The organism is Paenibacillus sp. IHBB 3054, assembly GCF_051594305.1.
GTDB lineage: Bacteria > Bacillota > Bacilli > Paenibacillales > Paenibacillaceae > Paenibacillus_AQ.
Genome location: NZ_JBOFBG010000042.1, coordinates 41,107 through 64,446 on the forward strand (window position 1 = coordinate 41,107; position 23,340 = coordinate 64,446).

The window sequence follows — 23,340 nt, forward strand, 5'->3', positions numbered from 1 at the left end:
ATTTGGTGTCACCGATCGTTCCCAACCCACTCCAGCTCAGCTAGTTCCTGTCTTTAATTTTGTCCGATGGACAATAAGCAGATGCAGTCCGAAGAGCAGCACCATCACAAATGAGCTGGCCAGAAAAGGAGCGCTATGGCTGACGGAATCCCACAGTCTGCCTGACAGCACGGGGCCTGCGACCATGCCGGAGCCTTGGAGTGTCAGGAAAAGGCCCCATACGGTGCCCCGCTCCCCCTTTGGCACCTGTAAAGCAATAAATGCGTTCCAGGCCGGAAGAATAAGCGCATAACTTACACCAACCAGCGCAACAGCGCAGAAGGCCAGCGGCAGCCAGCGCACCTGGGAGAAGAAGGCCAGTGAACCGGCTGCCAGCAGAAATCCGATGTTCAGAAACACTGTAGTCCCGATCCGGTCCACCAATTTCCCGGCGGGAATGAGCGCCAGCACTGTGATCCCCCCACCGGCAATGAGCAGCAGGCTGAACTGATTCGGCGTGACATGCAGCTCCGAATGGGCAAACAACGTAACTACCGGTGTCATAAGGCCGATGGCAAAAGCCTGCAGAAATAATGCCGGGAACAGCAGCCGGCTTACCTTCAGCGAGCTTCTGACCGCGTGCATCGTCCGCTTGAGGCTCTGCAGCGGCTGAAACGGTCTGCGCTGTTCCACAGGAGCTTCTTCACTGTGGAGGTCACGCACAACATGGGGAGCATGACCACCGATTTTGGACGGGAGCAGCAGGGCAACGGCAGCAACAGCAGCTGCACATCCCATAAGCACAAGAAATACCGTACGGTAGCCTTGACCGCCATGATCCATCAGAAAATTCATGGTGATCGGCCCGATCCCGGTTCCGGCCAGCGAGGCCATCTCTACTGCGCCCATCGCCGCACCGCTGCTGCCGCTCTTCGTAGAACCGGCCAGCTCCGTAATCCCTGTCATTGTGCAAGGCCACAGCGGCGATGTTCCAATGCCCAGAATCAGGCAGGCTATGGATAAACTGACCGCATCTTTGGCATAGACAATCATTCCTACCGCTACTACCAGCAGCAGCAGGGCGCCCGTCATTGTCCAGCGGTAGCCGATACGCTCCATCACCCAGCCGAACGGGCTGCGGAAGAGGTTGTCCCCCAGATATTGCAACGCAAAAGCAAAACCTACCACCGTTACCGACAAGCCGAGGATATTCTCCATATACACAGGCAGGAGGGCGACAAGCAGCGAGCCTTTCACAAATTCCACCAAAAAGATAATAGCCCACATTTCCATAATGAAGGGCGAGGCCAAGCTGATATGCATACGTTGTGCTACTTTGCCAGACATTAGATCACATCCTAGTATTATGTTGATTGATTTGTTATACTGATGCTTGCTTGAAAAAAACTATTCGCGAAAGGTTGTGACAGCATTAAATGGATCAACACCGTACTCCCCTCTTCACTGCTCTCAAAAAGCATGCCGCTGGAAACCCAGTTCAATTTCATATTCCCGGGCATAAGAAGGGGCTAGGAACCGATGCCGAATTCCGTGAGTTTATCGGCGATAACGCTCTATCCATAGATTTGATCAATATCGCACCGCTTGATGATCTTCATCAGCCTACCGGCGTAATACAAGAAGCTCAGAAGCTGGCTGCGAAGGCTTTCGGCGCCGACTATACGTATTTTAGCGTACAGGGCACGAGCAATGCCATCATGACTATGATCCTCTCTGTCTGCTCAGAAGGAGACAAAATAATTGTGCCGCGGAACATTCACAAATCCGTGATGTCGGCAATTATTTTCTCCGGAGCCAAGCCTGTTTTCGTCTCACCTGTACAGGATGAGAATCTTGGGATAGACCACGGCATTACCACCAGCTCGCTGGAACGAGCATTAAGGCGCCATCCGGACGCCAAAGGAGTTCTAGTAATCAATCCAACGTATTTTGGCGTATGCGCTGACCTGCGTTCGATTGTTGACCTGGCCCACAGCTACGGGGTTCCCGTATTGGTGGACGAGGCACATGGAGTATTGATTCATTTTCATGAGGATCTTCCGGTATCAGCCATGCAGGCCGGTGCCGATATGGCGGCAACCAGCGTTCACAAGCTGGGCGGCTCCATGACGCAAAGCTCAGTGCTTAACGTGAATGCCAAAACCGGGCTGGTCAACCCGCAGCGGGTACAGACGATTCTCAGTATGCTTACAACAACTTCCACCTCATATATTTTGCTTGCGTCACTGGATACTTCCAGACGCAATCTGGCTCTGAACGGCCATGAAATGGCCGCAAGAACGATAGCCTTGTCCAATTATGCCCGGGAGGCCATCAACAACATCGACGGTCTGTACAGCTTTGGCAGAGAGATTCTTGGCACAGAGGCCACCTTTAATATTGATCCAACCAAGCTTAACATTCATGTCCGCCATTTGGGAATAACCGGTTATGAAACAGAAAACTGGTTGCGCCAAAAGTATAACATCGAAGTAGAACTAAGCGACATGTATAATATTCTTTGCCTGATTACGCCTGGTGATACCCAAGATTCCGTAGATAAGCTGCTTTCTGCCCTGCGGGTATTGTCAGCCATCCATTACAGCAAAGGTGAGATCTATGAGCTTAAGGTGCAGGTGCCGGAAATTCCACAGCTTGCCCTTATTCCAAGAGATGCCTTTTATGCGGATACTCAGGTTGTTCCGTTCCGCGAATCCGCAGGTTATATCATTGCGGAATTCATCTATGTTTATCCTCCGGGCATTCCGATTTTGCTCCCCGGTGAAATAATTACCCAGGATAACATTGATTATATCATCGACCATGTGGAAATCGGACTGCCGGTCAAAGGTCCGGAGGACCGCAGCATCAACTTTGTCAAGGTAGTCGTGGAAGCTGATCCGATCTCTTGATCGGCCGGCTTTCCGCAAAACATAGGCATTCATACAAAAACCCGATACTTTAGGTATCGGGTTTTTGCATGCAAGCCTCAGTGCTGAATCCATGCAACCTCAGGCTGTGCTACACTGAAATCTATTCTTGCTGGGCAAGCAGCTCGTTGTAAGCTTCTTCAACGGCTTTCCATTCAGCTTCATCTTCAATGTTGTAAAGCACCATTTCTTCATCTTCTTCTTCCATGCGCAGAATGATGCCATCCGCTTCAGGGTTTTCGCGTTCCAGCAACAGCGCGTATAATTTCTCGCCCACATCGAACGTTTCTACCAGCACCATTTCTACATCTTCGCCCTGCTCGTTCGTCAAGGTCAGCACAAACTCCTCGTGCTCATGGTCGTGATCATGTCCGCAACCGCATGCTTCACCATGTTCATGGCCATGCTCATGTTTGTGATCGCTCATTGAAATACCTCACTTTGAATTGAATTATCCTACATTTGGTATCGTAACACGTATGATAAGTTCAGGTCAATTTGAGGGAGGCGCAAAATACCTAATCTAGGGCAGTGATTACCTTCTCTGACACAAGTACGTAATCTACATTCTTGGAGGCTTTAATATAGAAGCCCACACGGTACTTCCCGGACTCTTTAAAATCATAGGTGAACTCCGAAGTGGAGAACCAGAAATCTTCTTTTTTCGAACCGCCCAGCTCCTGCGACTGAATGTCCTTCACATTTCCCGATGGATCGGTAATGGCTACTTTTACTGCTGCGATGCTATCTGTCAAGCTGTCCACCTGTGACAACACCTTAAATTTGAGTTTTCCGATATTCACGTTACCAAATACATCATCGCCCTTATACAGAATAATCTGTACATTCGGCTTAAGAATGGTCACTTTGCCTGAACCGTCCCAGTTCACGACGCCTCCAGCTTCCCTGGCCGGGATATAAGCCTTGCCATCAATCAAATAGCCGCCATCGGCCATTTCCTTCCCATTGCTCCATACCCTGATTTTCTGATTTACAGCGTCCGCGAACAATAATGAACTTCCCATCAGGGAAAATACAACTACGCACAGAGCAACTTTTTTCCACCTCATAAGCAGAGACCCTCCAAATAATTCATGCTGTTAATATATACTGCCATGGGTGACACAAGTTGCGCCGAAGTGAGATGAAAATTTCATTTCTGTCATCAAAATGTTACTATATTGAAAATATAACGTTAACCTGCTTTGGCAACAATTAGAACTGGAGGATTTTCGGTATGACAATACAACTGCAAATGTTAGGTACAGGCGATGCTTTTTCCAATAACTACTATAATAACAACGGGCTGCTGCTGGATGGCAACTTCTCGCTTCTCATAGACTGTGGTGCTACAGCCCCGCTCGCCATTCATCAATTAGGGAGATCGTTCCGTGAGGTGAACGCGACGCTAATCACACATATCCATAATGATCATGTCGGCGGACTGGAGGAGCTGGCACTGGAGTTGAAGCAAGATAATAACCGGAAGATGCAGCTGCTGTTGTCAGAAACACTGCTCAAACCGCTGTGGGATCACATCCGCAAGAGCGCTCACTCAAAGGAAGGCCGTGCAGATTCCCTCGAAGAACTGTTCAATGTAACTGCCCTGCGTCCAGGTGAGTCTTATACCCTTTCCCCGGAAATTACACTGCAATTGATTCGCACCCCGCATATTCGCGGCCGGGACAGCTACTCGCTGCTGCTGAATGACGATATCTTTTACAGCGCCGATATGACCTTCCAGCCTGAGCTGTTGATCAAACTTGTACGCAAGCATGGCGTCCGGAAGATTTTTCACGACTGTGAGCTCAGCGGATCGGGGCAGGTTCATACTACACTCCGGGAACTGATGTCTTTGCCTGATGATGTACGCAAGTTGATCTATTTAATGCATTACAGCGACCGGAAGCCTGAATTTGAGGGGATGACCGGTGGCATGGAGTTTCTTGTACAGCATGAGATATATGAGCTTTGAGGTTCAGTTTCGCGTATCTTTATTTTCCGCAGTTTATAACCTTGAAGCTGTAAAAAAGCCGGACAACAGTGTCAACTGACACTGCCTGTCCGGCTGTTCTTATCTATGCGGTTTTAGAACTGCGGCAGCTGATCCAGATTATTCGTGGGATCGCCATCCGCATCGCCACGGATGTATAGTTCGCCATCTCTGCCTTTGAACACATTCACTCCGGCTATACTTCCCGCTTGAACCTCCTGCAGCGCTTGCTGGTAGTCCAGCACACGACCTGAAGAGGTCTGGAACTTCATCAGGTCGCCGTCACCGTTTCTTTGGGCCGCTGTAAACCGTTCGCGTTCATTGTTCATCACTTAGGATCTACTCCTTCGCGCTTGGATTGGCCATTAGGCTCAACTCTAGCTTGCCCTGCTAACGAAAGAATATGTACTTTGAGGTTTACAGCGTTTTCTGCATTCTCACATGCAAAATACCCGCATCATAGAATGGCTCTGGAGAGATCACTTCATACCCCAGCTTGTTATAAAAGTCTTCCGCCTGGCATTGTCCATCAAGGATGGATGATTCGAGGCCCAGCTCACGGGCAAGCTCCTCCAGTGCCAACAGCAGGATACGCCCGTATCCCTTGCTGCGGTAGTCTTTGTCGACTGCTATACGCTGCATTTTCGCAGTGCCCGCTTTATAATAAATCAATCTTCCGGTAGCTACCGGGAGACCCTCATCCATCAGCAAGATATGATGCACATTGTCGCCGATTACATCATACTCATCAATTTCCTCTTCTTCCGGTACCTTTTGCTCTTCAACAAATACTTTTTTGCGGATGTCCAGTCCCATCTGGAGCTGTTCATCTGTCGTTACATGTACGATTTCCGCCGCCATACTTCCACAGGTCTCCTCTCTTTATATAAAAACGATAGTTGACCCATTATACAGAATTTTCATTACGCTGTGAAGAGCGCCATTATTCGACCGAATAGACCTCAGTGGAAATCGAGCGGTCGTATACATCCTCCAATACAGGCGATAAAGGGCTGTCTAAACCTTCAGGCTTTCCATCCAAGCCAGTCATGCTCTGGATCTCCACAACACTCGGCGCCTGATAGGACGAAGCACATCCAACTGCCGTCAGAAGCAGCATTAAACACACTACTGCTTTCCATATCTTAATTCTGCGCATCTTTTCCCTCCTATCGTCTTCTGCTCTACACAGCTTTGACGATTCGTGAGGTTATTAAACTGATCAGCGGTCTTTGTTGAATCCAGATTCAAAAACTGCATTTAACGCTTGACTTCTACCACGTTCCTCCCGTAAGATAACCATTAATTAGGATAACCACAAAAGCTAAGAAGAGAAAGAGTACCTTGGCCAATCTTTCACAGAGAGCTCCGGCCGCTGAAAAGGAGCAAAGAAAATCCAAGGGAATATGGTCTCTGAGCTGCGCATCGAACCCCTCCAGGAGGGTTGTAGGCTGCGCCGGAACCCGCATCCGTTATCGTGCTAGGGTATACCCGCGAACAGCGGACGTACCTGAAGAGGTGAATGCCGCAAGGCATTGATGAAGTTGGGTGGTAACACGTGAGCACAGGCTCTCGTCCCTTTTGGGGACGGGAGTCTTTTTTGTTGCCCAAAAATGCTCCCGGAGCGAGTTTTGTTCGATGGACAATCTGGGAGTAACGCTCACAAAACTTTAGCCTATGCTTCCGAAGCGAGTTTTGTTCGATGGACAATCTGGGAGTAACGCTCACAAAACTTTGATGGGAAAATAACGCGGACGGACGAAGTAACTTCAACGGGGTCTTGTCCAAACGAATCACTCCCTTGCGAGGTGAACGCTAAAAAAGGCAATAGGATGCCCGGGAGGCTTGGAATCTCCTTTTGAAAAGGGACTATACGGAGGGAGCCGGCTTCTGAACGGTATACCCGAGTCGTTGCAGCTGGCGGATTAGACGATCTTCGGAAGAAATCGGATTCCGCAAGAGTAAGAAGTCGGTGCCAAGCTCCCGGTAGGGTTCATTCGTTCTCAAGATGTGATAGGCGATGACAAGTAATTTATGGGCGAGGGCAACAATGGCTTTAGGTTTTCCCCGCCTGCGGGCAAGAGCCCAGAACTTTGCCCCTAAAAACGTTCGGGTTTTACTGGCAGCCCAAGCGGCTTCAACGAGTGCGCTGCGAAGTGCGGCGTTGCCTTTGAGGGTAGCTGAACTTTTTTTTTACCGGCGCTTTCGTTACTGCCTGGGCTAAGTCCAGCCCAGGAAGCCAGATGAGCAGCTGTCGGGAACACCGACATATCGATCCCGAGTTCCGCGACTAGAATCTTGGCGGTATGCGGACCGAGACCTGGAACGCTTTGAAGGTGCTGAAGTTTCGGAAGATGAGGAGCAAAGGCGATGTCCATCTCTGCCTCCAGTTCAGCAATAGAAGATTCCAGAAAGACCAGATGCTTCAAGGAATGGGAAATCATCTGGCGGTGGTGCTTGGTGACGCGACCGTTCAAGGCGGCGGTCAACTCTGGAAGTTTGGCCCGAAGCTTACCTTTGGCCAGATCGGCGACAACCTCAGGGTCGAGGACTTCACCGTCGACAATGGCTTGAAGCATAAGGCGTCCGGAAACGCCAAAGAGGTCGGAGACGAAACTGGAGAGCTTGATATTGGCATCCTCAAGAACCTTGTGAATGCGATTGCGTTCGGAGGCCTCATTACCTTGGAGCTTCTTGCGGTAACGCGTCAAGTCACGGAGGTTACGAATCTCTTGGGGGGGAACAAAGCTGCTGCGGATGAGGTCGCAACGGTGAAGCTGGGCGAGCCATTCGGCATCCTTGACGTCGGTCTTGCGTCCCTTGATATTCTTGACATGAGCCGCATTGGCGACGGTTAAGGAGCAGGAATCCTGGAGGACATTGAAGACAGGCTTCCAAAAGACGCCGGTGCTTTCCATGGCGACGTCGGTACAGCCTTCATGCTCCAGCCAATCGGCGAGAGAGAGTAAACCGGAGAGGACGGTAGGAAATTCGCGAATCTGTTTGGTGGGTTTGGTGTCTAAAGGTCCTTTGAGAATACAGGCGACAATCGTGGCTTGATGAACATCCAGGCCGGCACAGCATTGACGAATAGCGTCCAAAACAAAACATCCTTTCTTGGCAGGGCTACGGGCCGTCCGATCCAGTGAAATTTGATGGAGGTGCTCGGGGCAACAATACATTGTACTCGAAGACGGCCGTATTTCAATTTAGGAGTCGAGGTCGTACACACAATAAGTTTACCGACTTTACCTGTCCTGCTTAGTATCTGGTATGTACAGGATGCTTGTCGGTTAAACCTCAAACCTATTTTCATAACACATTGTGCCCGCAAGGGCATTAAAATTTAGGAGGAGATAAAATGTCCAATATCTTTATCGGAGGGGCGTGGCCTTACGCCAATGGCTCTCTGCATCTGGGAAGACTGGCAAGCATTCTGCCCGGTGACATTCTGGCCCGCTACCACCGGGCTAACGGTGATCGGGTGCTGTATGTGTCCGGCAGCGATTGCCATGGAACACCGGTTGCTGTCCAGGCAGCCAAAGAGGGCGTAACGCCGGGCGAATTCGCCGACCGCTATCATGAGGAATTTGTGGAGTGCTTCGGCAAGCTTGGTTTTACTTACGATTTATACACGCGGACAGATCAGGAAACCCACCACACGGTCGTTCGTGAGCTATTTCTTAAACTTCTGGACAACGGGCACTTGTACAAAAAGACAACGCTCCAGTGCTATTGCGAGCAGGATCAGCGGTTTCTTCCCGACCGGTACGTGGAGGGAACGTGTCCGGTCTGCGGGCAGCAGGCACGCGGCGATCAGTGCGATTACTGCTCCACCCTGCTCGACCCGTCCGATCTTCTGGACAGATCCTGTAAAATCTGCGGAACCCCTCCGGTGCTGCGGCCTACAGAGCATTACTATCTTTCTCTTTCAAGCTTTCAAAAGGAACTGGCAGACTATGCAGGATCATCTCAGGGATGGAGGGATAATGCCGTCCGGTTGACTCAGCGTTATCTGCAAGAGGGACTTCAAGACCGCGCGGCTACCCGTGATCTCGATTGGGGCGTGGATGTGCCGGTAGACGGATTTACCGGCAAAAAAATCTACGTATGGATCGAAGCGGTCAGCGGCTATCTGTCTGCCAGCAAGCAGTGGACCGCAGAGACTGGAAACCGCTGGGAGGATTTCTGGCTGGAGAATCGCGACAGCGTCGATGAGGATGGCCAGACAACTGCTTATTATGTGCATGGGAAAGACAACGTGCCTTTTCATAGTCTGATTTGGCCGGGTATACTATTGGGAGTGGGCGGACTGCATTTGCCTGACCGTCTGTTTGCCTGCGAATACATGACGCTGGAAGGGCAGAAATTCTCTACCAGCCGCAACTGGGCGGTCTGGGTACCGGATATTCTCAGCCGCTATCAGCCGGATTCAATCCGGTACTTCCTGATTGCGAACGGCCCCGAGAAACGTGATACCGACTTCTCTTGGAGGGAGTTCATCCACAGCCATAATGGCGAGCTGCTCGGCGCCTTCGGCAATTTTGTAAACCGCAGCCTGGCCTTCATAAATAAAGCCTTCGGGGGTTGTGTGCCGGACGGAGTACTGGAACCTAAGTGGAGAGCGAACTTCGACACCTTATACGCCGAAGCCGGCAGGCTGATCGAATCCGGGCGTTTTAAGGAGGCTCTGGAGTTTATCTTTGGTTATATTCGCCAAGCCAATAAATACTTTGATGAACAGAAACCCTGGCTGCAGATCAAGGAAGACCGCAACGCCTGCGGAGATACCCTCTACACCTGCGTACAGATCATTGCTAATCTGGCTAATCTGCTGAATCCGTTCATTCCTTTTTCCTGTGATGAACTCCGGACCTTCTTGTCCCTTGATGAGGCTGGATGGCAGCAGTCCTATGTTCCGGCAGGACAGACCATCAATGAACTGAAGCTGCTCTTCGAACGCATTGATACCGGACGGATTGAAGAGGAAACAGCGCGGCTGGAGAGCCAGATGCTAAGTAACTAATCCTTATAGATACTACTGCCATATGGCGGAGGATGAGATTATTATGTGGTAGGCAGCCTCCGCCTGTAAGTTCCGCTTATATTCGGGATGATATCAATTCTATTAAAGGTGAAACTATGAGAAAAACTCTAACTCTAGCTCCAATTTTATGTATATTGCTTTTTCTGCCTTCTTCTTCTTTTCTAATGAAGCATTCCTTTCGGAGCGCCGACTGGGGAATGAGCATTACCGAGGTTAGGGAAAGCGAAACGTTGGATTTTAAAGAGCTCGGCGATGGTGCTCTAAAGATTCTGCAATATAAATATCTTTCACCGGAATTTGACGATGCTTGGGTGTACTATTTGTTCCCGGAACAGCAGAATCACAAGTTAGGCGGCGCCGGTTACATCTATTATATTAAGGATCAAGAGGCCAGAGCAGCACTCGTCCGGAAACTGTCGGAGAAATACGCGGGCATCTACGGTGTAGGGAAGTATAGCAATGATGCCAATTTTCAGCGGTATTACTAGAATTTACCCGACAAGAGGCTGGTCATTTACAACGATTTCGGAGCAGAGGCGGCGGCTCAGTTCTACTATGATTATGAATTCATTGAAACTATCAATGCAGGAATACAATAACTGGTACCTTCTCTCGAAAAAAGCCGATTTTTCTATAGCCCGGTTGATATCGTAAGGCTGTAGAAAAAAACGGCTGTACTGCAAAAGACCACGGTATTCCTCATGCTTTCTCTAATTCTACCGGTTATCCAGGTTAATTCTGGCCCGGAAACCGCCCGCCGGCTGCAGCCCCCTTCGGTGAGATATTTTCGATTTGGGCAAGCTCTTCCGCCGACAGGGATACCTGAAGCGCTCCGAGGTTCTCCTTCACTCTATCCAGCCGCTTTGTCCCAGGGATCGGAACAACATTGTCGCCCTGTGCCAACAGCCAAGCCAGAGCAAGCTGTGAAGTCGTGCAGCCTTTTTGTACGGCCATCGCTTCAATCAGGGAGACGACTTCAAGGTTTTTAGCGAAATTCTCGCCCTGGAACCTTGGGTAGTGGCGGCGGTAATCATCCACGGGCAAATCGTCGAAGCTTCTGATCTGACCGGTCAGAAACCCGCGGCCCAGTGGACTGTAAGGCACAAATCCAATGCCCAGCTCCTTCAGCAGCGGCAAAATCTCATCCTCTACTTCTCTGCTCCACAGCGAGTATTCGGTCTCCACCGCAGTTATCGGGTGCACCGCATGTGCACGGCGGATCAACTCCACAGGAGCTTCCGACAAACCGATATAACGGATTTTCCCTTGCTTCACCAGATCAGCCAACGTTCCAACCGTCTCTTCAATAGGTGTATTCAGATCCATGCGGTGCTGATAGTACAGATCGATATAATCGACCCCGAGCTGGTACAGGCTGGCGTCTACTGATTTTTTAATGTATGCGGGATCTCCCTTGGGGCCTTGTGTATGCGTCACCCCGAATTTGGTCGCAATTACAGCCTTATCCCTGTGGCCTTTGAGCGCCCTGCCCAGCAGCTTCTCATTGCCTCCGAAACGCCCCAGCAGGTATTCCTCACCATAAAGATCTGCTGTATCAAAAAGTGTCACACCCAGCTCCAGCGATCCCCGGATCGTATCTACCGATTCTTCATTGTCCGGCATCATCATGGTGCCGAGGCCCAGAGCTGACACTTCCAGCCCTTCGTTTCCCAGTTTTCTTGTCAACATGTGTGGTTCCTCTTTTCTATAGATTAAAATAAATGAACATGCACTTTATTCTAATCAGCCCGAACAAAAGCAACCACAGTATGTTTATGCTAGTAAGATCATTACCAGGCTGTCAATCCTTAACCGGTGTATATACGCACACATGCAGATCGGGATGATCGGTTGGACTTGCAAAGGAATGAATGTCGTAGGCAACCGTCTTGTCATCACCAGCAGGAGTTTGGATGTAAACCCGGTTTACAGTTTTGAGCTGGATGTTGTGCAGCTTCCATATGTCCGCAAACTCCCTGCTCTCCACACACAACTGCTCGACGATATCCTGAAACCATGGATCTTCCGGATGCTTATCATAGTAGGTTCTGAACACGGCAACTGAATGCAGAGTGAACTCTTCCCAATTGATCATACGGCGGCGAAGCCCGGAATCCAGAAACAGCAGCCGGATCATCAACCGTTCAGAATCAGGTATTGCGTCAAAATCAATCAGCATCTTCGCTGCCTCTTCATTCCAGGCAAGAACCTCGGATCTTTCATTGCTGATGAAAGACGGATAGGGCAGCTGCCCGATGATTTCCCTCCACTGCGGATTAAGCGTTGTACTAATAGAAGAAACAGCAGCACGCTCATGGGGATTCCATAGCTCGAACAGATGTTGCTGCTCATCCGGCGTCAGCTGCAGCGCCCTCCCGATATTTTCGATGATATCTCTGGACGCAGTTACTTCTCTGCCCTGCTCCAGCCAGGTATAATAAGTTGCACTGACACCTGCCAGCATAGCAACCTCTTCCCTTCGGAGTCCCGGCGTTCTTCGTTGGCTATAGGATGCTTTAAGCCCTGCCTGTTCCGGCTGAAGCCGGTTTCGGCGCGATTTCAGATAATCGCCGAGCGTTTTGGCTTTACTATTCTCACTAAGCATACACAACCTCTTCTCACTGAATCATTACGATCCATTTTAGCTTAACATGTTCCATACTTAAACCTTTGTCCGTGCTTGCTGCACTCAAATATCCACTAGCAGCAACTTTCAGGGAGCTAAGGCGTCTATTTTAATGAAATTCCATTAATTGTTATCCATTAAAACGGATGTTCATCATTGAGCAAGCCTACGTCGTTACGTGTCCCACAGCGTCATAATAAAAAAAGTGCCCGAACAGTTATAAACGCGACTGCTGCGGACACACTTTTGTGCAACTTTTACTGAGCTAGAGCAATTTCCTGCAGCATTGCTGCAATGGCTTCAACGGAGCCGTTCCACAACTTCTCGCCAAGATCCCTATTGGCATGGGTTGGGTCACCTATAACGCCTGTTGTGGAATACTTGCCAAAATCCAGATTGGTATCATCCCATTCCGGCTCACTGCTGCCAGGATTAAAGATCTGCGCTTCCCTAATATCCTCAGGATGTTTATAAAGTCCCAGAGAAGTAGTGAAGCTGTCTGCATGACCACCCGGAATGTCGGGATCAGCATTCCTGCACCAGATCTCATGAAACGGATGATGGGGAATATCGACCTTGGCTTTTCCCTCATATTCCTGATTGAACCTTACTGCCACATTGCCCAGCAAGTGACCGCCGCAGCCGCGAAAAATAACCAGCTGTCTAAAGCCTTGGTCCACCAGGGAAGTCAGAACAGCGTATATTACATCTTCATACAGCTTCTGCGGAATATCGATAAAGCCGTATCCAAAGCTGCGGTGCTCCGGCGTAGGTCCAAAAGGAATTGTCGGTATCACCAGAGACTTGACTCCATATTTCAGTTTGGCCTGCTGCGCTGCTTCAATGGACAGCTCTGTGGCCAGCCATGTATCAAAATCAACGGTGGAGTGTGGACCCTGCTGCTCCGTACAGCCCGTCGGAATAATTGCCAGATAACCTTCCGCTGCTTTTTCTTTAATTTCCAAAAAGGTGAGCTTTCCGTATTCGACTGTCATTTGAATTTCCCCTTAGGTGTATATTAGTAAATAGTCGAAGCGAGGTGTTTGTTTATGCGCAGATTTTCATTGTGGCTGCCCCTCCTAAGTTTATGTCTTTGTCTCAGCGACCACCTTGGGAGCGCCCTTGCCAATGTGCTGCTGGTCGGCTGTAATCCTGTTATTGACGGACTTATATTCAGGGAACCCTTTAGTCACTGGTTGATGGATATCCTGATCCATACCCTTAACAAGAAACGAAGACAGCGCTTTAGCAACATTTGACCCTGAACGAGAAAAAAAGGCTAGCTGCAGCCATCGAAGTGAAGAATAGCAGGATTGCCACGCTGGTTCTATATCTTCCGTTTCAGCGAGACGGCAAACTCCGGTTTGGTCTCATAGGCCATGTAGGATACTCTCCCTGCAAAATCCAAATAAGCCTGATAACGCGTGCGGATCGCCGGGCTTGTGATCTTGTCCAACACAAGCTCCTTAGCCACCCAGCAGCTTTCCGACGTTTCCTCTGAAACGGCAAGTTCTCCGCCCACCGGCTTACATACATAATCCAGCATTACTTTCGTCGGAACATCGGTGATGCCGTCATACCATTTGTACATTCCGGTATTCGAATACACTCCGATCAGGTGAGAGACCTCGGTGTCTATTCCGCTTTCTTCCTTGATCTCCCGGATGAGCGCATCCATCAGATTCTCTCCGGCCTCCACTTGACCCCCAGGGAACACCCAGCCACCATGAAACGTTTTGACCAAAAGCACTTCTCCCTGCTCATTCTCCACGATCCCGCCGACAGCCACAATATGAGTTGGCATAGCCATGTTATTGACCTCCCATGATCTTTATAGTTGAATATTGCACTGCTCAGCAAATTCATTGACTTTGGATAGCAATGCAGGATAGATCATCGGATAGGTTAACTCTTCCGGCACCTCCGTGAACCCGCATATTTCTTCCATTTCATAAGCCGGCAATTGTCCGAACTTATTAACGGTGGCCAGGTAGAGCTTTCCGAAACTATCCGGCATTGACTCTCCGGTAACCGAATAAATACTTATTGGAAATAACGTATAGTCTTCCGCTCCTGTCTCTTCATACAGTTCTCTTGCAACTGCTTCATCAGGCGTTTCATTCTCATCAATATGTCCACCTGCAAATTCCCATGTGGTACGACCACTCTGCCGAGCTAATATCCACTGCTCATTATGCCTTACGATAATAACGACGTAGGTTAGATTTTCCTCCTTTATTCCCGTCTCGTGTATAGTAACTTTCATTCACAAGCATCTCCTTAGACGGCAAAACCGATAGAGTTTTGGTGGATTACCGGATGTGACGTTCCTATTATCTCTGGTTTTAACCTATGTATAGAATACCTTGATATTTCTTCCAACAGTTTCATCTATTATATAATAGAAGCATTCACACGTCCGCCGGCAAAAGAATCACTCACCACCGTCTTCTCCCCGCTTCTCCTCACCCTTGCCCTGAGCGTTCAATTGCGCCCATATCTCCCGGGTCAAATGTTCGCCTTTATAATAGTCCACCCTATCCTCCGTTTCATACAGCTCTTCATACGGCAAAATATTGATTTTCCCGGAGTCAGGGTATTCCGCAACATCCAACCCGTTATTCGTCCGTAAATCGAGATAGCGGCAAGGTGTCTCCGTATGATTGAACAGCTGATGCGCACCTGATGGACCGGTTTCGAAAAATATCGTATCGCCCTCATGGACTTCCTGTAACCCGTCGGGAGTTCTTAACATAGCACTGCCCGCCAAAATCACAAACAGCTCTTCAGCATTTCTATGAAAGTGATACGGATACGAGTACTTGCCCGGGTCCAATGACCGGATATCAAAAATCAAATGCTTCGAACCTACCACCCCCGCCAGCTTCTCGCTGGTGTGCCAAGCAAATTCCGGAACCGGAGACTGCCTTTGTTTAAAAGAGATGTTGTGTTCATTGAAAATGGTCGCCATGGAATCACTCCCTACGCAAAAGTTAATTTAATCCGAGCATAGAGACTATGGAACAAGTTGTAAGTGAGTAAATTCACCGTGAAAAAAACATTGCCATCTCCTCACATCCTGTGGTATTATAAATTTCGTTGCAGGACGGTAGCTCAGCGGGAGAGCACTATCTTGACAGGGTAGGGGTCATGGGTTCGAACCCCATCCGTCCTATAGATTCAATTGTAGCAAGGGTTTGAAGCATATTCTTCCCTTATCTATAATTAGTGGTCACACTGTGACACGTTTATAACTGAAGAAGCCATCATCTTTAAGGACACAATTCCTTTAAGGTGGTGGCTTTTCGCATGTTAATGAAGTTTGCATTATCTGAGTTTAAATCTGACCGCGAATATCGCAATGTATCTGATCGTACCCTTGCCGCTTATATGGCTGAAATGGGAAAGTTTCATGAGTACTGTATCAATAATGAAATTATTAATGTCGAAGACTGTACAGCATCCCTCGTTAAGCAATATCTCCTTGCTGCTAAGGAAAAAGGCAATAATCCCACGACTATAAACACCAAGTTGCATATCCTCAAGATATTTTTTAATTACTTTGAATCTGAAATGGAACTCTTCACCCCTAAAACTAATCCTACAAAACGAATTACCTTTGCAAAAGAGAACGTGAAAATTGAAGTTTTTACAGACGAACAACTCAAGCAGATGCTTCGGTTTTATCAGAAATTGAAATTCCGTGATAAATCCCTTTACTCCTATCGTGACTACTTTCTAATCATCTTCCTAATCGGTTCTGCCTGTCGTTTAGGCGAAACTGTAAATTTGAGGTGGTCAGATGTTGATCTTACAAATCAAATCATCACTGTTAATGGCAAAAAGAAAGTTGCCAGCAGCATTCCAATGACGGACAAATTAAAGCGTGAATTTGTTGAATACCGGATGTTTGCGGAAAAGTACTTCCCTTCTCTCCCTGAGTATGTTTTTACAGACAGAGACGGAAAGCAACTTACTGATAATGCTTTAAAAATGGTATTCAAACATCTTAAAGCAATCATGAACTTCAAAAATGTGAGATTATCTGCCCATACATTCAGACATACAGCAGCCCACCGCATGATTGTTTCAGGTTGTGATATCGGAACTGTGCAAAAAATCCTCAGACATACCAATGTTTCTATGACCCTTCGGTATTTTGCTCTTTGGGGAACTGCTCTGGCTGAACAAAATGAGAAATACAATCCATTAAACTCCATTGATATATAAATAGTTGATAATAGCGACATCATTCGACACAGCAACATATCACCATATTTATATCAAGACTGTAAGTTTACTTTTTTTAGTAATATGCTTTGTTAAGCAAATAACTTATTAGGGAGAGATTTAACATGACAACTACATTGAAGCCAGCCAAGGAAATTACAATTGAGTACATTATGGGTATGACTGACACGCCTAAAACTGCTGGTGGCGTATTTAACAAACTTCAATCTTTGATTGTCACCCAGAAAGATCGTCAAGAGTTCGTTACACGCTGGATCAATGGCTATAAAGGTAATCTTAAAAGTACAACTGCCATTTTTAAACTTGCTGAAGAGATTGGTTCTTATCACTACTCTGAAATCAATTCGTAGTCTCAATTTCTTATGAATTTATAATGATTTAGAGTGTATCAATGGATATGAGGGTGTTAAAAGCACCTTCCTATCCTACCTTACAAAACCTTATATTATTTATTACGGAGGAGTCCAAATATGAAAGCAACTGTTACCCTTACACAATCGGAAGAATATGCAAAGTTCATGCGGATCATGTCTAATAAATTTGATATTCCTAACATCACACTAGGTAAAATGTACCCGATCAAATGGGGAAAGCAATTTGAGAATGGCGAAGATGAAATGTACCTCGTAGACGATGCAGGAAATAATGTCTTTGAAATCAGTTCGCTCTGCAAGATTAGTATGTATGCTCTTTAAATGAGATACGTTACAATTGAAACCGTTACTTTTTAGGATTTTTCTATTTCTCCAATCATATCAAGGGGTTTTCGTCCTAAATCTAAAACACCTAATAAGGGATAGTAAGGATTGAATTTTTAAGACATTCTAAACATTTTCGTTATACGTTGATTTTTCGCTGTATAACACACCTCAATTCTTACTATCCAATTTTGGGAAGTCAATAAAATCAACGTAAATTGCAAAAAGTTACAAAAATGAAATGGTGTTTAAGGGAAGCATGACAATTTAGGAAAATAGAACATACCCTATTTTATATTGACATCGCAAAGCATTGATATACCAGCATTTTTTAGATAATAAACAAATATAGATAATCGTCTTTAAGGGACAGCAGATAAAGCGAGAAAATGAAAACACTCAAATCAGCCATATGATTGTTGTGTTATTTGTGTTGATGATATTTTTTATATAGTGAAGACTGTAGTCGCGGTTTCATCTTGAAACTGCGTTATGGTTAGTAAGGTTCAAAACGAACCTGAGAAAATAACCACCAGCCAACACATACTTTTAACCCCTGTAAATACTGGCTAATATATTTGTGAAAGAATTTTTATATAGTGATACTAAGGTGAAGTTCATCGTGAACGTCAGCATGACCGCCGCAAAAAAGTAGAAATTTAGAAATCGAATGCTAGCGCTTTAGAAACTCACGATTTTCCTATGTATTTCCAACTCCATTTTACCAACTTGAATTTTTTATATAGTGAAATAAGATGATAAATTGAAATGTCCAAGTTTAGGATGGTATTTATCAGGGTGGAAGCGTGGACAGTTATCGGTATTTATCAGTACAGGATACCGTGTATGTTTAGGAAATGAAACTTTACCATTTAGAAACCCTTGATTCACCTATATTTTATAAGGGCTTTCAGCATGTCGAGTCTATTTTATATATATGGTAGAGAGAATAAATAAATCTGTGGACACTTTTGGATTCGATTCACATGGTTTAGAAACCCCTTTAAACTCCGCATATCATAAGGGGAAAACAGCCAAAAGTTAAAAACCCTAATAAGGAGAATATAGCGAAAAAATTCATGTGAAGTTTTAGGAATTAAAAACTCGACGTTTAGAACCCTTTAAAACTCTAGCGTTTATATGGCTCATTGATGGGTCGAGTCTATTTATTATTTATGGATAAGAAATCCGACATTTAGGAATCTAATCCTCGATGTTTAGAAACACGCTTAAACTCTACTGTTTATGCGGCTGAATTGACTAAATTTCAAAAACGCTAATATGAGATATAAAGCATTAATATTTAGGGTTTGCATTAAACAGTGGACACTCCCCCGCTATCCTCATTTAAGTTTTAATATGACCTCGTAAAACAATAGTTTTATCAAGTCGTATTTAGCCATTTTCCATCAAAAACGCCACACTTTTATTTTTTGAGCACCAAAAAACCCTTGGTATCATTGGATAATTTGAATAGGTCAAAGGTCACCATATGATAGGGGTCACAATATAAAACGGGTACTTTTAGAAAACATCAAAAAACCATTGCCCACACTGGACTTTTTAACCAATTATTGAAAAGCCTAATAAGGAATAGTTAGCGAAGAAAAATAGAGCGGTATTTATCAGTATGGGAGACATATATAACCATGTAATCAAAACAACGGAAACGAGAAAGAGTTTAAACCAGCATAAACCCTTATATAATAAGAGTTTTTATTAATTCATCAAAAAAATTAGATATGTGTTTTAGGGGGATACATATTATTGAAAAAACTCAGACGCTAAAAGCCATATACAATATAGGTTTTTTGGTTGAAGAATACTCAAATTTTCATTGAGTCCATGTTTGAACATGGGTTGAATGAAGGATTGGTTATCCTTCGTAACAACTTCATATCCTCTCTTTACAGATAGAGTGACGCGCTTGATTCTCAGCACGTCTCTTTTTTTTGTAAAAAAATTTACTGAGGATATGCCCAAATCAAGTAAGAGAGGATGAAAAGAATGGAATTTACGCCGGAACAACAAGCACACATCGACCAGATGTTAGCAGACATGAAGACAACTTGGGAAACTGAGGTACTTACTCCGCTAACCACTGAACGTGATGAGTTGCTGCAATTTAAACCTGTTGATAAGACAGATGCTGAGAAAGCGCTGGAACAACGTGAACAGGAATTGTTTAAAAAGGAAATCGGTATTGAGTTGAAAGCAAATAAACTCGATGATTTTGCTGAATTTCTGAATGTTAGCAACGCTGATGAATTGAAAGCCAAGATTACACAACTGTCCAAGATTCTCGATGCTCGTAAAATCAACAATGGTTATGTCCCTGACACTCACAAACAAACAACGGCCTATGATCAAGCAGCCGCTAACAATGATGTAAATGGCATGATCGGTGCAAAATTAGCAAAACTGTTCAACTAAAACAAAACTAAAATTAGAAAAGGATGATTATTAATGTTTAAAACTTCGAATCTTACTGCTGGAGAAAAAATTAGTTTGGTCAATGAAATTACAAAAATCGGTATCCAGGACACTCCTCTGACTTCCCTGTTGATGGCTAAAGGTCTTGTAGGCAAAGCAAATGGTACTGTTCAGACATGGAGAGAAAAGTCACTTGATACTACTGAAGACATCAGTGTTATTGAAGGTAATGAATCCCCTGTGTTCTATGAATCTGGTCGCGCTGAACTGAATAACATTCTTGAAATCTTCCAGAAGGGTGTATCCATTAGTGGAACAGCAAATGCAATTAATGTAACTGGTCAAGGCAACGTCTTCTCCGGTGAAGTTGCTGACCGATTGCTTGAAGTTAAAGTAGCAATGGAGAAAGCAATCACTTCTGGCACTCGTAATGATGGCTCCCTGACTCCTTTCATCCGTAAGATGGACGGTATTGAGAAGTGGGCGCATGCTTCTAATGTACTGACTGGTGCTACAACTGGCGTAATTACCGAAGATGAAATCAAAGCAACGGTTAAAAAGTTGTGGACTCAGGGTAATCAATCCGGTCAATACTTCGCACTGGTTAACGCTGATCTGAAAGAACAAGTAGATGCTCTGTACAAGGATAAATACAGTTATATTGCACAGCAAAATGTCTTCGGTTTGATTGTAGACATTGTGAGAACCAATTACGGTTCGGTTAACTTTGTTCTGTCCCGTCATGCAGCCGCTAACAAGATGACAATCTTTGATGCTGGTGCTCTTGGCCTTGACTACTTGCGTCAACCAGAGTTTGAAGCACTCGCCAAGACGGGCGATAGTGTTCGTGGTTTGGTTACTGCTGAAGCAACATTGCGCGTAAATTCGAAGAAGGCCGTTGCACAATACACGTTGAAAGCCTAATACATAATCCTATCGGGGATGGTGGGTTATACTCACTGTCCTCTTTATTTCATAAAAAAATTTAGGGAGATAACTATAATGAATGATCGAATGGAGTGGAAAATCAAAAGGATTCAGCAGCAAATTAAGCAAAACATCGTTGCAGCACATTTAGGATGTTCCAGCACTCTCATATCTCTATATGAGAACAACAAAGGCGAAATGTCAGAATACAGAATCAAGCAATATAAGCAATTTATCAGCAATAACCAAAATATAACGAGGTAGGTGTAAAAATGGATCGACTATTTATTTAACTCCCTTTGTGACTGTGATTGGCTACTGTAAAAGGTAAATCTAAACCAATCGTCATTACATAGGGAGCGCCAAAGTAAGAGTTAGGTGATTCTTTATCCATCTAACAATGCAAAAACAACTCAGAGACAAATTTCCACAATGGTGTAAGGATTCAAAACAAGGCAAATACAATTTATGTATGTCTGATGATTTGGATTCCCTCTTCTCTTGCGCTATTTTAAATCAATTATTCGGCTATGAAGTCAAATACTTTTATGATTTTAATTCAATTTATTCCACAGATCACATACATAAACCTACAGTATGCGTTGATATTGCCGTTGAACAAGGAATGACATGGGATAATCATGTAGTTAAAATAATGCCAGATGACAAAGTGAATCCTGATTCAGCCAACATAAACGCCATCAATGGTATCAACCGCAGAAACTATTTTAACAAATATGCAGGTTCCACCCTTTTACAAATCATATCCTATTACAATTTCCCCATTCCTCAGAGTAGAGAAGCCCGTTTAATCCTCCTAGCCATTGATTCTAGTTACATGGGACATTACAGCAAGGATTTTAAAGCAACTCACAGCCGCTATATGAAAGAGTTAGAATTAAATGAACTAATAGACGTATTGGAGCAAGAAACGTCTACACAGGCTTACTATGATGTTAAGCGTAAGTATAATTTAAACGGCAAGATTCTTGTTAACAACGGACATTTAGAAACAACAATTGACCTTGCAGCCATGCAAGGCTTATTTGACGTTGACCTGAAATTGTCAGAAGAAAGTTTTAAAAAAAGTTATGCGTTTGAAGATCGTGGCAGACATTCGTCCATCGGGATTTCAAAGCCCAATGTATTCAGTTTTGCTTTAACAGGGAGAAATGAATTCAAATATACTACAGCAGGACATAAAGTAGTTTGACTTAATTGGTGAGGAGTTTGCATTATGCGAAGTCCTCTCCTTCTATTCACATAACCAAAGGAGATAAACATGTATGGAAAATATAACCTTCTTCTATTGCTATGATAAACGGCTGAAGAATCTATTACTAAACAATGGACAAAATTACACATGTACAGGATTGCATCAACAAACATTAAATCAATTTTGGCAGTTTCAACTCACTCCAGAAATTGAGCGGATCATAAGTGAACACAACAACAAAATTAAAACTAAATAATGATTGGTTTTAAAAATTTGACAAAACGAAACTCGAAAACCCTTGTTATATAAGGAATAAATACATATATTTTGACAAAACAGTAAAAAGGGTACATACTTATTTCAATTAGTTTGACAAAACACCAAAAAGGGTACACATTATCAAAATAAAAGTTTGACAAAATGTTCCCAAATCGGATATATGGTGTTCAGGTGAAAATGCGTCAAAAAAACCTTATTATATATAGGTTATTTGTATTACTTTAATAAATAGTCATTTGACAAAACCGAAAAAAGGGTGCATCAATCACATCAAAAGGTATGACAAAAAGGTCTTAAAACGGATATATTATTAATACATAATGAGTTAGATGTTAATATAATAATATTTCCTATGCGAACGCTGACGCTTATCTATAGTCGTTAATGATTTAACTTCGTTTAAAGATTAAAACCTAAGTTCAAGGTCAAAAGAAAAGAGTTCTTGAACAAGGTTAAAGTTATGTTTTGTATTATTCAATTTATATTTTACTATTAGTCAGGAGATGTTTTAATGAATTTTGTAGACAGTCATATTAAGGTTAAATCTAATTGGTTTGATAAAGGAAATATATTTAACAAGGTTGGAGCAGATGCTTTCCTACTCTATCTTACATTGTATAGATATCATATCTATAATCAACAACAATGTACATTTGCAACCAGTTTGAAAATGTTGAAGAAGGAAACTGGCTTTACAATGGATGATACGAAACAATTGTTTAAAACCCTTATCCGTTACAAGATTATCAAGTGTGATGTTACTAGATGGGATAGACATAGTGACGATGGGTTTATGATTGTTACAGCGCTTGATTTACCTAATACAAAAAGGGAAAAAGGCAGCAAGGGTAATGAATATGATGCTCCTATTACTGACGATGATAATTACATAAGCATTGATATGAAGATGATTCAATACTACTTAAATAATGGTTTAGGATGCTCAGAGATTGCCCTGTAT

Annotated in this window: 25 protein-coding genes, 1 tRNA gene and 1 other annotated feature; of the genes, 13 read left to right on the forward strand and 13 right to left on the reverse strand. The window is 44.7% G+C overall.

The annotated features are described in order from the left end of the window. Window positions 1–36: 36 nt before the first annotated feature. Window positions 37–1,326 (reverse strand): MFS transporter, encoded by a 1,290-nt coding sequence (locus ACQ76X_RS29920; protein ID WP_438497413.1) that lies wholly within the window; start codon window positions 1,324–1,326, stop codon window positions 37–39. 89 nt (window positions 1,327–1,415) lie between these two features. Between ACQ76X_RS29920 and ACQ76X_RS29925 the strand changes: the two genes are divergently transcribed. Next, on the forward strand, window positions 1,416–2,891 hold the full coding sequence (locus ACQ76X_RS29925; protein WP_438497414.1) for an aminotransferase class I/II-fold pyridoxal phosphate-dependent enzyme: 1,476 nt from the start codon (window positions 1,416–1,418) through the stop codon (window positions 2,889–2,891). A gap of 121 nt (window positions 2,892–3,012) precedes the next feature. On the opposite strand, the gene ACQ76X_RS29930 is transcribed toward ACQ76X_RS29925, so the two are convergent. Then, window positions 3,013–3,336: a DUF1292 domain-containing protein gene (locus ACQ76X_RS29930; protein WP_019911532.1), complete on the reverse strand. Its 324-nt coding sequence runs from the start codon at window positions 3,334–3,336 to the stop codon at window positions 3,013–3,015. Between the two features lie 91 nt (window positions 3,337–3,427). Continuing rightward, window positions 3,428–3,979 carry a copper amine oxidase gene (locus ACQ76X_RS29935; protein WP_038590410.1) on the reverse strand — a complete coding sequence of 184 codons (552 nt, stop codon included), beginning with the start codon at window positions 3,977–3,979 and terminating at the stop codon, window positions 3,428–3,430. 167 nt (window positions 3,980–4,146) lie between these two features. Here ACQ76X_RS29935 and ACQ76X_RS29940 point away from each other — a divergent pair, with 167 nt between their 5' ends. After that, window positions 4,147–4,884 carry an MBL fold metallo-hydrolase gene (locus tag ACQ76X_RS29940; RefSeq protein ID WP_438497417.1) on the forward strand — a complete coding sequence of 246 codons (738 nt, stop codon included), beginning with the start codon at window positions 4,147–4,149 and terminating at the stop codon, window positions 4,882–4,884. Window positions 4,885–4,997: 113 nt separating this feature from the next. Here the strand turns inward: ACQ76X_RS29940 and ACQ76X_RS29945 are convergent, their stop codons facing one another. The 4 genes from ACQ76X_RS29945 to ACQ76X_RS29960 form a co-directional block, all read right to left on the reverse strand. After that, on the reverse strand, window positions 4,998–5,234 hold the full coding sequence (locus ACQ76X_RS29945) for a DUF3892 domain-containing protein (protein WP_038590405.1): 237 nt from the start codon (window positions 5,232–5,234) through the stop codon (window positions 4,998–5,000). An 85-nt stretch (window positions 5,235–5,319) separates the two neighbouring features. Beyond that, window positions 5,320–5,763 carry a GNAT family N-acetyltransferase gene (locus tag ACQ76X_RS29950; protein ID WP_076112079.1) on the reverse strand — a complete coding sequence of 148 codons (444 nt, stop codon included), beginning with the start codon at window positions 5,761–5,763 and terminating at the stop codon, window positions 5,320–5,322. A gap of 82 nt (window positions 5,764–5,845) precedes the next feature. After that, window positions 5,846–6,061 carry a hypothetical protein gene (locus ACQ76X_RS29955; RefSeq protein WP_438497418.1) on the reverse strand — a complete coding sequence of 72 codons (216 nt, stop codon included), beginning with the start codon at window positions 6,059–6,061 and terminating at the stop codon, window positions 5,846–5,848. Between the two features lie 158 nt (window positions 6,062–6,219). Further along, window positions 6,220–6,485, forward strand: a binding site (T-box leader). A 516-nt stretch (window positions 6,486–7,001) separates the two neighbouring features. After that, entirely contained in the window at window positions 7,002–8,003 is a 1,002-nt protein-coding gene (locus ACQ76X_RS29960; RefSeq protein ID WP_438497419.1) for an IS110 family transposase, read from the reverse strand. A 260-nt stretch (window positions 8,004–8,263) separates the two neighbouring features. Between ACQ76X_RS29960 and metG the strand changes: the two genes are divergently transcribed. Continuing rightward, entirely contained in the window at window positions 8,264–9,928 is a 1,665-nt protein-coding gene (metG, locus tag ACQ76X_RS29965) for a methionine--tRNA ligase (protein ID WP_438497420.1), read from the forward strand. Between the two features lie 218 nt (window positions 9,929–10,146). Then, complete coding sequence (locus tag ACQ76X_RS29970) at window positions 10,147–10,437, forward strand: hypothetical protein (protein WP_438497421.1); 291 nt, start codon at window positions 10,147–10,149, stop codon at window positions 10,435–10,437. Between the two features lie 244 nt (window positions 10,438–10,681). Here ACQ76X_RS29970 and ACQ76X_RS29975 read toward each other — a convergent pair whose 3' ends face one another. From ACQ76X_RS29975 to ACQ76X_RS30000, 6 genes are all read right to left on the reverse strand, one after another. After that, window positions 10,682–11,638 carry an aldo/keto reductase gene (locus ACQ76X_RS29975; protein WP_438497422.1) on the reverse strand — a complete coding sequence of 319 codons (957 nt, stop codon included), beginning with the start codon at window positions 11,636–11,638 and terminating at the stop codon, window positions 10,682–10,684. Between the two features lie 112 nt (window positions 11,639–11,750). Continuing rightward, window positions 11,751–12,554 carry a helix-turn-helix transcriptional regulator gene (locus tag ACQ76X_RS29980; protein WP_438497423.1) on the reverse strand — a complete coding sequence of 268 codons (804 nt, stop codon included), beginning with the start codon at window positions 12,552–12,554 and terminating at the stop codon, window positions 11,751–11,753. 278 nt (window positions 12,555–12,832) lie between these two features. Next, a complete protein-coding gene (locus tag ACQ76X_RS29985) occupies window positions 12,833–13,570 on the reverse strand; it encodes a creatininase family protein (protein ID WP_438497424.1) in 738 nt (245 codons plus the stop codon). 332 nt (window positions 13,571–13,902) lie between these two features. Further along, the gene (locus ACQ76X_RS29990; protein WP_438497425.1) at window positions 13,903–14,385 is read right to left on the reverse strand and encodes an NUDIX hydrolase; all 483 of its coding nucleotides are present in this window, start codon (window positions 14,383–14,385) and stop codon (window positions 13,903–13,905) included. 21 nt (window positions 14,386–14,406) lie between these two features. Further along, window positions 14,407–14,841, reverse strand: coding sequence for an NUDIX hydrolase (locus ACQ76X_RS29995; RefSeq protein ID WP_438497426.1), 435 nt, complete (start codon window positions 14,839–14,841; stop codon window positions 14,407–14,409). Between the two features lie 168 nt (window positions 14,842–15,009). Further along, complete coding sequence (locus ACQ76X_RS30000) at window positions 15,010–15,546, reverse strand: cupin domain-containing protein (RefSeq protein WP_438497427.1); 537 nt, start codon at window positions 15,544–15,546, stop codon at window positions 15,010–15,012. A 132-nt stretch (window positions 15,547–15,678) separates the two neighbouring features. Here ACQ76X_RS30000 and ACQ76X_RS30005 point away from each other — a divergent pair. The 9 genes from ACQ76X_RS30005 to ACQ76X_RS30045 all read left to right on the forward strand — a co-directional run. Beyond that, window positions 15,679–15,750, forward strand: a tRNA-Val gene (locus ACQ76X_RS30005). A gap of 134 nt (window positions 15,751–15,884) precedes the next feature. After that, on the forward strand, window positions 15,885–16,805 hold the full coding sequence (locus tag ACQ76X_RS30010; RefSeq protein ID WP_438497429.1) for a tyrosine-type recombinase/integrase: 921 nt from the start codon (window positions 15,885–15,887) through the stop codon (window positions 16,803–16,805). 125 nt (window positions 16,806–16,930) lie between these two features. Beyond that, a complete protein-coding gene (locus ACQ76X_RS30015) occupies window positions 16,931–17,176 on the forward strand; it encodes a hypothetical protein (RefSeq protein ID WP_438497430.1) in 246 nt (81 codons plus the stop codon). Between the two features lie 120 nt (window positions 17,177–17,296). After that, a complete protein-coding gene (locus tag ACQ76X_RS30020; protein WP_438497432.1) occupies window positions 17,297–17,521 on the forward strand; it encodes a hypothetical protein in 225 nt (74 codons plus the stop codon). Window positions 17,522–19,531: 2,010 nt separating this feature from the next. Continuing rightward, window positions 19,532–19,957 carry a hypothetical protein gene (locus ACQ76X_RS30025; RefSeq protein WP_438497433.1) on the forward strand — a complete coding sequence of 142 codons (426 nt, stop codon included), beginning with the start codon at window positions 19,532–19,534 and terminating at the stop codon, window positions 19,955–19,957. 33 nt (window positions 19,958–19,990) lie between these two features. Further along, window positions 19,991–20,881, forward strand: a complete 891-nt coding sequence (locus ACQ76X_RS30030) for an SU10 major capsid protein (RefSeq protein WP_438497435.1) — start codon at window positions 19,991–19,993, stop codon at window positions 20,879–20,881. Between the two features lie 78 nt (window positions 20,882–20,959). After that, the gene (locus tag ACQ76X_RS30035) at window positions 20,960–21,148 is read left to right on the forward strand and encodes an XRE family transcriptional regulator (RefSeq protein WP_438497436.1); all 189 of its coding nucleotides are present in this window, start codon (window positions 20,960–20,962) and stop codon (window positions 21,146–21,148) included. Between the two features lie 208 nt (window positions 21,149–21,356). Next, window positions 21,357–22,097 (forward strand): hypothetical protein, encoded by a 741-nt coding sequence (locus ACQ76X_RS30040; RefSeq protein WP_438497438.1) that lies wholly within the window; start codon window positions 21,357–21,359, stop codon window positions 22,095–22,097. Window positions 22,098–22,890: 793 nt separating this feature from the next. Further along, window positions 22,891–23,340, forward strand: a 450-nt coding sequence (locus ACQ76X_RS30045; RefSeq protein ID WP_438497439.1) for a hypothetical protein, incomplete at its 3' end; no start/stop codon positions are given.